Source organism: Endozoicomonas sp. 4G (genome assembly GCF_023822025.1).
Taxonomy (GTDB): domain Bacteria; phylum Pseudomonadota; class Gammaproteobacteria; order Pseudomonadales; family Endozoicomonadaceae; genus Endozoicomonas_A.
On sequence record NZ_CP082909.1, the window covers coordinates 3,223,938 to 3,238,102 of the forward strand.

Here is a 14,165-nt window from a genome sequence, read left to right on the forward strand (position 1 = left end):
ACTTTTGATATTAATCAAAAAACCGCATCACCATCGCGTCTAAAATCTCGACCAAACAAATCCTGCACGTGAGAAACCTATGGAACCGTCCAGAAGCGAAGGGTTTAGCTCAGCCATACTAAACCTTTTCTCGTATCAACCGCTCATTTCCTGGCTGTTAGTAGCCAGTGTCTTTGGAGTCATCCTGACGCTGGCGCTGTTTGTTGTTATCAATGGCCGCAGTCGATTGGAACATGGCTACAGCGGGATACCCATACGACGCTGGTCAACCCGAAGCATTGTTGCTCACTGGCTGGGAGCAATCCCCTGCCTCTTTTTAATTGTCACCGGTCTGGTATTGGGTGCAGGTAAAACCTTCTTTGATACCCAAAGCAACAGCTGGGGCACTGTCGTCAATCTGGCTTCCGATCTGCATGAATTTATGGCCTTTCCCTTTATGCTGGGTGGACTGGCCATGATCCTGATGTGGTGGCAGCAGCAACGTTTTGTTCGTTACGACCTGGACTGGTTTAAACAGTTTGGCGGCTACATTAATTCTGGTCAGCCCAAACACCCCGATGCCGGTTTTTCCAGCGGTGGCGAAAAGCTCTGGTTCTGGGTATTCAGTTTCTGCTTTCTGGTACTTTCCGTGACCGGATTAATGCTGTTTTTTCCGGCTATTGAGCCCGGTTACTCTCTGGCGCCCCTTGTGATCGCCGCGCACATTGGATCCGCCATGGTTCTCGGCGCTTTTGCTGTCGTACATATTTTTATGGCAGCCATTATGTCTGAAGGTGCCATGGGCACCATGATCAACGGCCATTGCGACAGCAACTGGGCCAAACAACACCATAACCGCTGGTTTGAAACCATTAAAAAGCCATAAGGATACTTTGACATGGATAGACGTAATGCTATTCGGCTGATGATCGGCGGTGCTGCGGTATCAATGATCTCTGCTACACCGGCCATCGCCGCCATTCGCAAAAGCAGCAGTAATGGCGAAAAACATCTGGCCATGGCCATCGACCTGAAAAGTTGCAATGGCTGCAAAGCCTGTGTAACCGCCTGCGGTGTTGAAAATGGCAACCGCCCTGATGAACACCGCACTCAGGTATTGCAAGCCATCGTTGAAAAAGACGACAAACAATACGCACTGAACCTGCCACTGTTGTGTAATAACTGCAGTGACCCTTCCTGCGTCACTGTCTGCCCAACCGGTGCCACCTTCAAACGTAAGGAAGACGGCATCATTGTGGTGGATTCCACCAGCTGTATTAACTGCCGCTTCTGCAGCATGGCCTGTCCCTATGACGGCTCACGATTCAGCAACAGTGATACCGGCACTATGGATAAATGCAATTTCTGCGTCCAGCGAACCACCCAGAACCTGCTACCTGCCTGTGTTGAGTCCTGTACCGGAGCTGCCCGTATTTTTGGTGACCTGAACAATCCTGACAGCGAAATCTCCCGTTTTCTGGCCAGTCAGGAGGCCATGGTCTTGCAATCCAGCAAAAACACCCAACCGAATGTCTTCTATGTCGGTCTGACCAGCGAAGAAGCCGAGCAACCCCGCAGCCTGCATATTGAACAGAACTGGCAGAGATAATCATGATGAAACGCAGAGATTTCCTCAAATCCGGCCCAATAGCCGCAGCCGCAGCGGTCGCTTCCGGTACCTGTCTGGCGTCCGATAGTAACCGTGACGACATCAGTAAATACGCACCCACTTCACTGAGCCCTGAATTCAAGGTCAACAGCAGTGGTGAACTTGAAGCCAATCCCGATCAACGGATGGCCTTTTCCATGTGCTTTGGCTGTTACTCAACCTGTGCGGTCAGGGCAAGAATCGATAACGCATCGGATCAGGTGGTCAGAGTGGCAGGCAACCCCTATGGTGCTGCGGCCCTCACCACCCCTATGGATCTGGCAACACCGCCCAGGGAAGCCTTCCAGAAACTGTCGGCAGTAGCAGACCAGGGACTTGCTAACCGGGCAACGCTCTGTGGCCGGGGCAATTCGGTGGTTGATGCTTTTAACGACCCCCATCGTATTACTCAATGCCTGAAGCGTGTGGGTAAGCGAGGTGAGGACAAGTGGCAGACCATTTCTTATGAACAGCTGCTGGAAGAAGTTACCGAAGGCGGCGACCTGTTTGGCGAAGGCCCGGTGGCAGGCCTGAAAAAGATTCATCGCAATAACGCTTTGGCAAACCCCGATTTCCCGGACTTTGGCCCAAGTCGAAATCAGCTGTTGGGTACCGCCTGCAAAAACCAGTTCGCCCGAAAACAGTTCTTTGACCGCTTTCTTTTTAAATCCTGGGGCACCCCCAACCATGGCGTAAAAAGTGCCTACTGTGGTGTCAGCAGTGGCAGTATGGGGATCACCTCGGCCTCTGCCATTGATATTAACCATTGTGAATTTGCCATTTTCATTGGCTCCAATCCGGGTCTGGTCAGCGACAATGCCAATATATCCGCGCGACGCATGGGCAATGCACTGACCTCCAGGAAGAATTTCAAGTACGTGATCATCGACCCGATCCTGAGAGCCTCAACACCTGCTGCCAGCCATGAAAACAGTGAATGGATTCCCGTCCGGACCGGCTCTGATACTGCACTGATGTTTGCCATGTTGCAGTACATTATTAATCAGGAGCGTTACAATGCTGACTTCCTGTCCATTGCTAACCAGAAAGCGGCTGAAACGTTTGGCGAGGTAAATCACTCCAATGCCACCTATCTGGTGGTCAGGGACAAGGATCACCCGCTTTACAACCAGTTTCTGACTGCCAGCGCCATCGGTCTTGGCGATGAAAACACCCAGGTCGTCATTGATAAAGCCAGCGGTTTGCCGGTGGCCAGTAGCACCATGAAAAAAGCCAAACTGCTTTTCAATGGTCAGTTGTCGCTTACCGATGGCTCTTCTGTAATGGTTGAAACCGCTTTTTCTCTGCTGAAAAAGCGAGTCAATGAAAAAACCATGGACGACTATGCAAACCATTGTCAGATTCCCGTTGCAAAGATTGAAGCTTTGGCTAAAGAATTTACCTCTCATGGCAGAAAGGCCGGTATCGTCAACTACACCGGCATCAGTGTTCCTGACAGTATTCAGTTTGAAATGGCCCTGACCACACTGAATGCGATGAATGGCTCCAGTAATGCCAAAGGCGGTACGTCCTACCACAATGGTTCAACCATGAGTGGTAAGTACAACATTACCGCTGCTCCGCTCTATGACTTAATGGCGTTTGAGCACACCCGGCTCGAAGGCTTCAGTGCTGAACGCTTTGGCAACTACGAAGAAAGCCATGAATACCGGGAGAAAGTTCGCAAGGGCTTACCACCCTACCCCGCCAATAACCCCTGGCTGGTGAATGACAAACCGCTTCATAACAGTGGCTCGCACCTGATCGCTCATGCCAATAAAGATCCCTATCAGTTCAAAGCCTGGATTAATTGGTCCAGCAATCCGATTTATGGCTGCCCCGGACTGGCCAATCAGGTTGAAGAGTCCATCAAAGACCCCGGCCAGCTGGGTCTGATGATTGCCGTTGATGCCTACCTCAACGAAACCAATCAGTATGCCGATTATTTTGTGCCGGATCTTGTGCAATATGAGCAATGGTCCATGGCCCGAATGGGCAGCAGCCTGGTCGTTGGAGAATCAGCCTGCGCCCCGATTGTTGAGCCAAGAACGGTAAAGAACCAGCACAATCAGCCCGTTTGCATGGAACAGTTTGTGATTGATATTGCCAAACGTCTGGAACTAAAAGGGTTTGGCGAGAACGCCTTCAAGGATGTTCAGGGCAAACCCTGTGCGCTGCATACGCCGGAAGACTTTTATGTTCGCCTCTATGCCAACCTGGCTCATTCCGGTAAGCCATTACCCAATCCAACAGCGGATGATTTAAAACTCACCAGTGTCGACCGACTCACCACACAGTTCAGTGAGCGGCTGAAGCCTGAAGAACTGGGTCCAACCCTGTTTATGCTGACCCGGGGAGGCCGGTATGAACCTTTGCAGAGCCTGTACGAAGGTGAGTTCTTCCATAAATCATTGCGAAAGCCGTTCCAGCACCAGATCTATAACGAGAAGATGACCCGCAGAAAAGACTCCTATACAGGTCAACCTTTTGAAGGATTACCGGTCTTTGACGTTCACCGTTTCTGGGATGGCACACCGGTCAGGGAGCTTTGGAGTGAAGAGGATTATCCCTATCTGCTGTCTACCTTCAAGTCCCATATGCGCAGCCCCTACTCTGTGGCTCTGCCCAGGATCACGGCCCTGGGGGAAGAAAACTTTATCCAGATGCATCAGGATGATGCTGCCAGACAAAGCCTGAAAACCGGAGACAAGGCGCGACTGACATTCCCTAACGGCGAATCCATTGAAGGGATTATTCAGGCCGATAAAGGGACGGCCCAAAACACGGTATCCATCGCCCACGGTTACGGTCACACGGCATTTGGCGCCAGAGATATTTTTATTGACGACGAGCGTCGTCCTGGTTTGAAAAGCAGGGCTGGCGGGATCTCAACCAATGCCATCAGTGCCGGAGACCCAACTTGCAGGGGCGCCTCACTGATGAGAGAAAGCCGTTCCGGAGCTGCGATTCGACACAGCATCCCATTGCGGGTAGAAAAGGTCTGATCCTTCACAGCACCCAATCAAGACAGCGGCAAAAGACCCCTTCCATCAACATCTGCGGGTTAAGATTGCCGCCTTCCAGCAGGGACTGTCTTTGCGACATCAGCCAGTCCCTCTCTTGCAGGAGAGTTCTGGCATCGCATTTTCGAGCCAGATATTCCAGCATTTTCAACTGATCCCGGTTTCGAAGGTCCGATGGGCTGCCATTCAAACTCAATTTAACAGCATCATCAAGCCAGCCCATGATCCAGCTGATCGTCAGAACCAAATCTTCTGATTGCCAGGTTTTTGCCAACTCAACAGGGGTAACTTTCCCTTTGAAAAGCCCTTTCAGGCCATCAGCCAGAGTTGCTCTTTTTTCCAACAGCCCCTGATCGGCAAAACGCTTAGCCTCCAGCGGAGCGTTGGCGGTGAGATCCAAGAGTTGCACAACCCGACTCGAATCCTCCAGTTGCGAAGCTAACCATTGTTCCGCATCAGCTCTGTTGGGTGTCGCAAAGTTTAATTGCTGACAACGGCTGCGAATGGTGGGCAGCATATCACCGGAACGGGCACTGACCAGCAGGAAAACAGTATCGTCTCCCGGCTCTTCAAGGCATTTGAGCAGGGCATTGGCAGCATTGACATTCATCGCTTCTGCCGGGTTCAGGATAATCACTCTGCGCCCTCCCTGCTGAGCGGTTTTATGGGCAAACTCGTTCAGCTTTCGAATACGGTCAATGCGAATGGGCCGACCGGGGTCATCGGGTTCTACCAGTGTGAAATCAGGATGGGTTCCTGCTTTCAGTAGCTCACACTCCTTACAGTGACCACAGGCCCCTGTCGTCTGCGGGTTCATACACAACAAATAAGCAGACAGTGCTTTGGCAAACTGGAGCTTACCGGTACCCGGCACCCCCCTTAGCAAATAGGCATGGGCCAGGTTACCTGTCTGCTGGCAGTGAACCATTTGCTGCCACTGGGTGTTTTGCCAGGGAAAAATGCGCCAGTCTTTCATCAGCGCTCTCCCAGTCTTCTTTCGAGCACTGCCAGCAACTGCTGTTGAACACGTTCAAGGGACTGCCCGGCATCAATCACTTCAAACTGCTCAGGAAACTGTTCTGCCCTTGCCAGATAGGCATTGCGTACCCGGATAAAAAAGTCCATTTTTTCCTGCTCAATCCGGTCCAGCCTGCCACCTCGTCCTTTGGCTCTGGCCATGCCAATTTCCGGATCAACATCCAGCAGAATGGTCATATCCGGACGCAGGGCACCCTGGACCAAATGTTCAAGCGTTGCAACCGGCTGGGTGCTCAGGCCACGACCACCGCCCTGATAGGCGTAGGTGGCATCAGTAAAGCGATCGCACAGTACGATGTTTCCCGCTTTCAGTCCGGGCAACACATTATGAAAAAGATTTTGCGAGCGGGCGGCAAACATCATTAACAATTCAGTGATGTCAGACAATGGTTCACCATGAAGCCCCAGCAACAGCGAGCGAAGCTCTTCTGCCACCTGAGTACCGCCTGGCTCACGGGTTTCGGTAAACGCCAGCTGACGCTCAGCCATCCAGTTTTTGATAAAGTCGACCGCAGTCGTTTTACCTGCGCCTTCGCCACCTTCAATCGTCAGGAAAAAACCGGATGGGGCATTAGCCATTATTGAGCCTCCACAGTCGATCGATAATTCTCTCGACGCTGTTCAATCTGATACTGTCTGACAGCTCGATTATGCTCTGCCAGTGTTTTCGAGAAATAATGAGTACCATCGCCCTTGGCGACAAAGTAGAGTGACTGGCCATCTTCCGGATGCAAAGCAGCATGAATCGCTTCCCGACCGGCCATGGCAATAGGCGTCGGTGGTAGCCCTTTGATGACGTAGGTGTTGTACGGAGTGGCATCCCGAAGCATTTGACGACTGATGTTGCCTTTATAACGATCGCCGAGACCGTAAATCACGGTGGGGTCGGTTTGCAGTCTCATGCCTTTTTCCAGACGCCTGACAAAAACACCTGCAATTTCGCCCCGCTCATAAGGCACTCCCGTTTCTTTCTCCACCAGCGAGGCCATAATCAGTGCCTCGTAAGGACTCTGGTAGGGCAGTCCTTCAGCACGTTTTTCCCATTCTTCATGCAGCACGGTATCCATCCGCTGGTAAGCCCGCCTGAGTATGGATTCAACACTGGCATTGGCCTGAAAGAAATAGGTATCGGGGTAAAACAGACCTTCCGGGTTCCCTGCTATTTCCAGACTTTTATAAAGTGCCTGCAGCGCCTCGTGATCCATGGGTGAAGAGAGCTTTTCGTGTTGATTTAAAGCCGCCATGACCTCTTTCAGGGTATGACCCTCAACCAGTGTCACGTTGTAGTAGCGTACCTGACCGGAAGTAAAAACCTTCAACAAATCCCTATGGGTAATCCCGGCCGGGATCAGATAGTCCCCGGCGTGTATCGCACCAGCCGCCTTTTCTATTTTGGCCAACAGTACAAAGAGTTTCGGATAGTGAAGCCAGCCAGACTTAGCCAGACTGTCTGCCACTCCGGTCATGGATTCGCCCTGGGCAATGGTAAACTCCAGGCTATCCGCACTGCCTGGCCCTATCATGGGCTGATTGCCGTACCAGTCCAGTGCCTTCCAAAATACAACGGCTGCCAATAATCCCGCAAGACAAAGGCCCACCACGGCGAATAACAACTTTTTAAGCATTCAAAACTTCCTGAACCCGATCTCTGACGATACCGGTCACACTACCCACAGACCAGTGCCAACGGCCACAGGCAATCACCGGCCAGACTCCGTTAACACTGTTACAAACAAATACTTCATTGGCTCCGGCAAGGTCTTGCCAGTGATAATCACCCGTTTCTACCTGAAAGCCCCACTGATGGGCCTGCTCCAGAATCAGCTCCCGGCAAACCCCTTTAACCCCTGATTTACCGAGACAGGGTGTCCGCAAGGTTTTGCCGGATACCAGGAATAGATTACTCATAGTGCCTTCCACCAGCCTGTCGTCCATCCCCAGTAATAAACCCTCCAGGCAATCGGTTCCCTGCCATTCGGAACGAGCCATAACATTCTCAAGACGGTTGAGGTGCTTTAATCCGGCAAGGGCATTATCACCCAGTCTGATGTTACATTCATGCAACCTGATACCCTTGATAGCAGGGTCGCCAGGGTAGACCGGCAACGGGTGAAAAGAAAGAATCTGGCTGGGACGGTCACAACCCTCAGGGTTGTATCCACGGCCACCTGAGCCACGGGTCACAATCGCTTTGAGCACCCCTTCCTTCAGCTTCTGCTTGTGCAAAAAGTCACTGACTTCGTTTTTGAAGCTGTCCAGATCAAAGGGAATATCCAGCATCGAAATACCAGAACAGAGTCGTTTGCAATGAAGCTCAAAAAGAGTGGGGACACCGGCCTGGACACGGATGGTTTCAAAAACACCATCCCCATAAGCCAGACCCCGGTCACTGAGGCGTATTTCAGCAGCTGGCTCCCCGTTAACCCAGCTGACAGGATGATGTCTATCCAAAATTCTAATCCAGTTTCGAAAAAGCCAGGGTCACATTAGTGCCCCCAAAGCCGAATGAGTTAGTGAGTACATGCTGCATCTCAATCGGTCTGGCTTTTACGGGTACATAATCCAGATCACAGCCTTCATCGGGATTTTCCAAATTAATGGTCGGTGGCGCCATATTATCCTGAAGCGATTTCACGGCAAACACGGCTTCCAGCGAACCAGCCGCCCCTAACAAATGACCCGTCATGGATTTGGTAGAACTGATGGCAACCTGTTTGGCAGACTGACCAAACACCCTGTGCACTGCTTTTGTTTCAGCAATGTCACCGGCAGGTGTAGAGGTGCCATGGGCATTGATATAGGCCACCTGTTCTGCCTTAAGGCCAGCATCGTCCAATGCTGACTGCATGGCCCTGGCCGCACCACGACCGTCTTCAGGAGGCGAGGTCATGTGATAAGCATCACCACTCATGCCTGCGCCACTGAGCTCTGCATAAATAGTAGCCCCGCGTCGTACAGCGTGTTGATACTCTTCTAACACCATAACACCCGCACCGTCGCCCAGCACGAAACCATCCCGATCTTTATCCCAGGGGCGACTGGCCGCTTCAGGCTGATCATTTCGGGTAGACAGGGCTCTGGCGGCGGCAAAACCGGTCATGCCCAGTGCTGAAGAGGCTTTTTCGGCACCACCTGCGACCATAACATCGGCATCACCGTAGGCAATGGTTCTGGCGGCCAGGGCCAAGGCATGACTGCCTGTTGCACAGGCCGTGGAAGTGGCAAAATTTGGTCCCTGCAGGTTGTAGTGCATGGACAACCAGCCTGCCGCCATATTGATGATGGCCGCCGGTATGAAGAAGGGTGATATACGACGAGGGCCAGACTTCTGAAGCGTATCATAACTCTGTTCAATCGATGTGAGACCACCGATACCGGAGCCGATAACGACGCCATAGCGACCTACGTTATCGCTTTGGAGCAAATCACTGCCATCCAGCCCTGCATCTTTCATCGCTTCAATGGAGGCTGCCAGTGCGTACTGGATAAAAACATCCATTTTCCGGGCGTCTTTCGGGTTAAAGTAATCACCTGTCTCAAAACCTTTCACGGTTCCGCAGATATTGACACTGAATTTCTCAGTATCCAGATGATCGATGGTATGAATACCGCTGCAACCTGCCAGTACCGATTGCCAGCTCTGCTCAACTCCCAGTCCTACCGGAGATAACGCACCCAGTCCTGTTACTACTACCCTTCTATGCGACACAACCATTCACTCCTGCATCAGATCTTCTGACTTTCTTTTTTATACCCGAGGCCGGAACGAGCCTTCTACTCAAAAAATCACGCGCACTGATCTTGCAAAAACACAAAAGCCGCACACATTTTACTGCGTACGGCTTTTTCAGGATACAGCTATTTGCATGCAACCCGGACAGTATCAGGAATGAGCAACAACGTAGTCAATTGCTTCCTGAACGGTGGTGATCTTTTCCGCTTCTTCGTCTGGAATCTCAGTTTCAAACTCTTCTTCCAGAGCCATCACCAGCTCAACGGTGTCCAGAGAGTCCGCGCCGAGGTCTTCTACGAATGACGCACTGTTGGTGACTTCCTCTGCTTTTACGCCAAGCTGTTCGCAAACGATCTTTTTGACGCGCTCTTCAATGGTACTCATACCTGGTTGTGCTCCTATCGATATTCGGATGCAGAGTGGCGATTTAGGAAACTGCCGTAACTGCGGTCAATTACTATATATAAACGCTTACGGTAATTTCAAGGACGGGCTCGTTATATTACCGAAAATTTCATCTTTCTTAGAAGGTTTTGACACGTATCAACTACAAATAACGCTATCAATAACGCTATCAATAACGCTATGAATAACGCTATGAATAACGCTATGCAGCTGCTAACCCATGTACATCCCGCCATTCACGTGAATGGTTTCTCCGGTAATGTAACCAGCGGCATCACTGGCCAGAAAAGCCACGACACCGGAAATTTCTTCGGGCTGTCCAAGACGGGCCATGGGCACCTGAGACTGCAAAAGGGCTCTGTGTTCTTCTGGCAATTCACGGGTCATATCGGTATCGATAAAACCTGGCGCTACGGTATTTACAGAGATCTGACGAGAGCCAATCTCCCTGGCCAGGGAGCGACTGAAGCCTTCTACACCGGCCTTGGCCGCCGCATAATTGGCTTGCCCCTGGTTGCCCATGGAGCCTACCACCGAGCTGATGTTAATGATGCGTCCCCAACGAGCCTTGGTCATACCTCTCAATACCGCTTTGCTCATTCTGTATATGGAACTCAGGTTGGTATTGACAACATCGTCCCACTCATCATCCTTCATTCTCATCAGGATGTTATCACGGGTAATGCCGGCATTATTAACCAGTATCTGAGGGGCTCCAAACTCGGCTGTTACGGCTTTTACCACTTCAGTACAGCTTTCAGCCTCAGAAACATTCAATACCATACCGCAGCCTTTTATCCCTTCAGCCTGCAGCATTTCAGTAATTCTTGCAGCACCCGGCTCGGAGGTGGCAGTACCCACCACCAGGGCTCCGTGCTTACCCAGATCAATGGCAATAGCCCTGCCAATTCCACGACTGGCACCCGTAACCAGAGCTACCTTGCCTTCAAGGTTCGACATAGTTCTATCCTGTTGTTCTAGCGCGAAACCGCTTTTAGCTGAATCATTTCGACGGACCGGTAAGATCTTCGAAAGAGGATGCAGATTCAAGAGTCAATACAGGTGATCTGCGGACAATCCGCTTGTTAAGACCCGCAAGCACCTTACCCGCACCACACTCAGCAAACCGGGTAACTCCGGCTTCATTCAGATGTTGAATCGTTTCTACCCAGCGAACGGGACTGTACAGCTGCCTGACCAGATTTTCACGAATTTTTTCCGGTTCTGAGCAAGGCTCAGCAGTGACGTTCTGAATCACAGCTATTGAAGGCTGACTTAACTCAATAAGGCTCAGCTCAACAGCCAGCTTCTCGGCTGCCGGCTTCATCAGGGCGCAATGTGAAGGCACACTCACTGGTAGAGGCATTGCCTTTCTGGCTCCTGCCTCTTTAGCCAGCTCAATCGCACGAGCCACGGCTGCTTTTTCACCGGCAATAACGACCTGACCCGGCGAGTTAAAGTTTACCGCTTCAACCACACTGTCCTGAGCCGCATCGTGACACACTGAAATCACCTGCTGATCCTCAAGACCCAGAATGGCAGCCATGGCACCGGTTCCCGCTGGCACAGCCTCCTGCATAAAGAGACCACGTTGACGCACAACCCGAACGGCATCAGCAAACTTCATTGCCCCTGAGCACACCAGTGCCGAGTACTCACCCAGACTGTGACCGGCCATGTAGGCAGGCTGCTCTCCGCCTTTCTCAAGCCACAGGCGCCATAACGCGACACTGGCAGTCAGCAGTGCTGGTTGAGTATTCTCCGTTTTATTGAGTTCTTCTGCCGGGCCCTCGCTGATCAACTTCAGCAAGTCAAACCCGAGCGCCTCAGCCGCTTCAGCGAATGTCTGAACTACAACAGGGTGATCGATATGTTCTGCAAGCATACCCACCGATTGGGATCCCTGCCCCGGAAAAACAAATGCAAGTGAATCCGTCATTGTCTTGGGTCTACTCCCGAGCTAGCTGATCGTTGAAAGAAGCTCACCTTTCTCACGGCTTTGGCTTCTTCCGGAAAAATCGAGCCAATTATAGAAAAATTCGAACCTAAGGTTGGTAAATTTATGTTTCCAACTCTTGATTAAAACCGCAACGAGCGCAACACTCGCTGTTATGGCTAAGGTTCAAGCTACCTCGTCAAACACTTAAGAAAGACATTTCTGGCACCGTTGATGTCACGATCAACGGTGAAGCCCTCACCCTTAATAACCTTGGAAGAACCTAATTTTTCGTCAATGGTCCCGTTCCATGATCGAGTCTTGGATGTATAGGCTTCGTTGCAATCAATCACATGCTTTCCATACTTTTTTGCGTACCACTTAAGCCGCTTTTTGAATTGGTAATGATTGAGGTCAAGCATCTGGCGGCAGGTGTTACGGCGAATGGTGCGAACCTTCTTATTTTTGCGCGTGACCATACCTCTTGTCTCAAAGGTTGGCAAAAATACAACGTCGTAGTTCGACACCAGCTCGAACGCCAGCCGGTTATGCAGATCAAGAACAATGTCATCCTTTTTGCATTTCAGCCGGTCAATTTCCCTGTTGAAATGAATAATCCGATCTCTTGCCCACTGGGGCATATCGGGGAACTCAACGCCCTTCTGAGTGTTCAGGATTTTTTGCTTTTGACTGACCAAGCTGTCCACTTGCTTCATCAGTGGGAACAGCTTTGTTTTTGCAACGTTATCACCCGCTATCAACGCCTCTTTTTCGCTGTAGCAAGTGGCAAAGGTGCGAACTCCGGGGTCAACTCCAACGCATCTAACCTTCCCTTGGATTTCGGGATTTAGCTCAATATGTTGTTGAACCTGAACGAACCAGCGACCCTTGTCGTAGGTTATGACACAAGATTTACCCATCGCTTCTGCTGGCACATCTTCTGTCAGGTGAATCTTGCCAAGAGCGTCTACGCAAGGATTTAATCCCTTTGGGAAACGGTCAATAGAGAATGAGTGCCTGCTACCTTTGCGGCTTTTGAAATGGATTTCTGCAAAGCCCTCTTTAGCTCCCTTGAGCTTCTTGTTGTGCTCGCAGACCGCTTTGAATGTATCCGCTGCCTCCAGTGTTCCATTATCAGAAACAATCGAGTTATAAGCCCTGCCAATTTCTTTGTGCTCTTGCTTCACTTGAGCTTTAATGGCAGGTCGCATGTTGATGAATTTTCCGCTGGCATCTTTATAGTCATCGTTACGGAAACGCTCAACAGCAAGGTTGTACGACCTCCGATAGAGCATCAGGGCATCGTGATAGGCTTGCTCATTCTCCGGGTAAAACCTGATCTTTTTCGACGCTACTATTTTTGCGTCCTTTGCGTCTTCTAGCAGATCGCTTCCTGCAGTGGCTATTGCAGAATGAGGTAATGAAACCGATAAGCTCTTGGGTGTCAATTGACTCACTGGCGTTATCCGGGTCATCCAAAACTTCGATGTGTCCTCCCGATAATTCAACAAGCCATTTGATGAGTTCAAACCCTGATCGGGCAAGGCGATCTTTTGTGGCAACCACAATATGGGTTGGATTTCCGCACACCGCTGATTCCAGAATGGTTTGCAGTCCTTTTCGCTTAAAGTTGAAAGCACTGGCAATGTCGCTGATAAATTCTGCATCAGGGTGCTCTTTGAGTAAGATACACTTTTGTGTGTCAATGCTGGATTATTGCTTTCCAGAACTGACTCTTGCGTAGCATATCTTCCTTTGCTGGTTAATGAATATTCGGAAGTGGCCACTACTGGTTTACTTCACTTTTTCGTAGTGACCGCTTTCGATCTTGCGCCTTATGGTTTGACTGGTTAGGCCTTCAATCTTGGTGAGCTTTGTAGCTGAAACTCACAAGATAAATTCGTCTTTTGACAATTTATCCTGTGTCTAGCGTAATTGATTTTACGATTGTTGCAATTTTATTTGACTGAAACAGCCATGAGTGCAATGGTTTTAATCTGAAGACTACCCCTGCAAAAAACTCAGCAACCTGACAGAAACGTAAGCAAGGCTTGCGCATTGCAAACCTGTGAACTAACTTGTTTTTGCCTGCTAGGAGCCTGACCGAGAATAGCGCCCGTAGCGAGGGCGGCAGAAAATTGAGGATGAAAATTCGGTTTTGTGAGGAGAATAGCTAGCTATTTGACGAACAAAAGCGGATTTTTAGACCAATTTGCTGTCGCCGCACGACTGCATGGATGCAGGAGCTAGAGCAACGCAGGAGCAGTTGCCGCGTAGGGCAGCTATTCTCGGTCAGGCTCCTAGTGTCTCGTCGTGAGGCTCGGGGATTGCGCTCCCTCGGGCAGGCATCTAACTACGATCTGTTTTTCTGCGTATCGTACAGATCATCGGGGGAGTACCGCG

General features: G+C 50.6%; 12 protein-coding genes. 3 read left to right on the top strand and 9 right to left on the bottom strand.

Annotated features, from left to right (window positions below):
• Nucleotides 1-79 precede the first annotated feature (79 nt).
• From K7B67_RS12385 to K7B67_RS12395, 3 genes are read left to right on the top strand one after another with little or no spacing between them, the layout of a single operon-like run.
• Nucleotides 80-865, top strand: a complete 786-nt coding sequence (locus tag K7B67_RS12385; RefSeq protein ID WP_252176189.1) for a formate dehydrogenase subunit gamma — start codon at nucleotides 80-82, stop codon at nucleotides 863-865.
• A 12-nt stretch (nucleotides 866-877) separates the two neighbouring features.
• Nucleotides 878-1,588, top strand: coding sequence for a 4Fe-4S dicluster domain-containing protein (locus K7B67_RS12390; protein ID WP_252176190.1), 711 nt, complete (start codon nucleotides 878-880; stop codon nucleotides 1,586-1,588).
• A gap of 2 nt (nucleotides 1,589-1,590) precedes the next feature.
• Nucleotides 1,591-4,632, top strand: a complete 3,042-nt coding sequence (locus tag K7B67_RS12395; RefSeq protein ID WP_252176191.1) for a molybdopterin-dependent oxidoreductase — start codon at nucleotides 1,591-1,593, stop codon at nucleotides 4,630-4,632.
• Between the two features lie 4 nt (nucleotides 4,633-4,636).
• Here the strand turns inward: K7B67_RS12395 and K7B67_RS12400 are convergent, their stop codons facing one another.
• The 9 genes from K7B67_RS12400 to K7B67_RS12440 form a co-directional block, all read right to left on the bottom strand.
• Nucleotides 4,637-5,626: a DNA polymerase III subunit delta' gene (locus K7B67_RS12400; protein WP_252176192.1), complete on the bottom strand. Its 990-nt coding sequence runs from the start codon at nucleotides 5,624-5,626 to the stop codon at nucleotides 4,637-4,639.
• Complete coding sequence (gene tmk, locus K7B67_RS12405) at nucleotides 5,626-6,267, bottom strand: dTMP kinase (RefSeq protein ID WP_252176193.1); 642 nt, start codon at nucleotides 6,265-6,267, stop codon at nucleotides 5,626-5,628. Before tmk ends, K7B67_RS12400 begins: the two co-directional genes overlap by 1 nt.
• Nucleotides 6,267-7,313, bottom strand: a complete 1,047-nt coding sequence (gene mltG / locus K7B67_RS12410) for an endolytic transglycosylase MltG (RefSeq protein ID WP_252176194.1) — start codon at nucleotides 7,311-7,313, stop codon at nucleotides 6,267-6,269. The genes tmk and mltG overlap by 1 nt, the downstream gene beginning before the upstream one ends.
• Nucleotides 7,306-8,139, bottom strand: a complete 834-nt coding sequence (gene pabC, locus K7B67_RS12415) for an aminodeoxychorismate lyase (protein WP_252176195.1) — start codon at nucleotides 8,137-8,139, stop codon at nucleotides 7,306-7,308. The genes mltG and pabC overlap by 8 nt, the downstream gene beginning before the upstream one ends.
• 4 nt (nucleotides 8,140-8,143) lie before the next feature.
• Nucleotides 8,144-9,397: a beta-ketoacyl-ACP synthase II gene (gene fabF / locus K7B67_RS12420; RefSeq protein ID WP_252176196.1), complete on the bottom strand. Its 1,254-nt coding sequence runs from the start codon at nucleotides 9,395-9,397 to the stop codon at nucleotides 8,144-8,146.
• Nucleotides 9,398-9,571: 174 nt separating this feature from the next.
• On the bottom strand, nucleotides 9,572-9,805 hold the full coding sequence (gene acpP / locus K7B67_RS12425; RefSeq protein WP_034842413.1) for an acyl carrier protein: 234 nt from the start codon (nucleotides 9,803-9,805) through the stop codon (nucleotides 9,572-9,574).
• A gap of 234 nt (nucleotides 9,806-10,039) precedes the next feature.
• Nucleotides 10,040-10,786: a 3-oxoacyl-ACP reductase FabG gene (gene fabG, locus K7B67_RS12430; protein ID WP_252176197.1), complete on the bottom strand. Its 747-nt coding sequence runs from the start codon at nucleotides 10,784-10,786 to the stop codon at nucleotides 10,040-10,042.
• 43 nt (nucleotides 10,787-10,829) lie between these two features.
• Complete coding sequence (fabD, locus tag K7B67_RS12435) at nucleotides 10,830-11,765, bottom strand: ACP S-malonyltransferase (RefSeq protein WP_252176198.1); 936 nt, start codon at nucleotides 11,763-11,765, stop codon at nucleotides 10,830-10,832.
• Between the two features lie 188 nt (nucleotides 11,766-11,953).
• Nucleotides 11,954-13,219, bottom strand: a complete 1,266-nt coding sequence (locus tag K7B67_RS12440) for an RNA-guided endonuclease TnpB family protein (RefSeq protein WP_252176199.1) — start codon at nucleotides 13,217-13,219, stop codon at nucleotides 11,954-11,956.
• Nucleotides 13,220-14,165 lie beyond the last annotated feature (946 nt).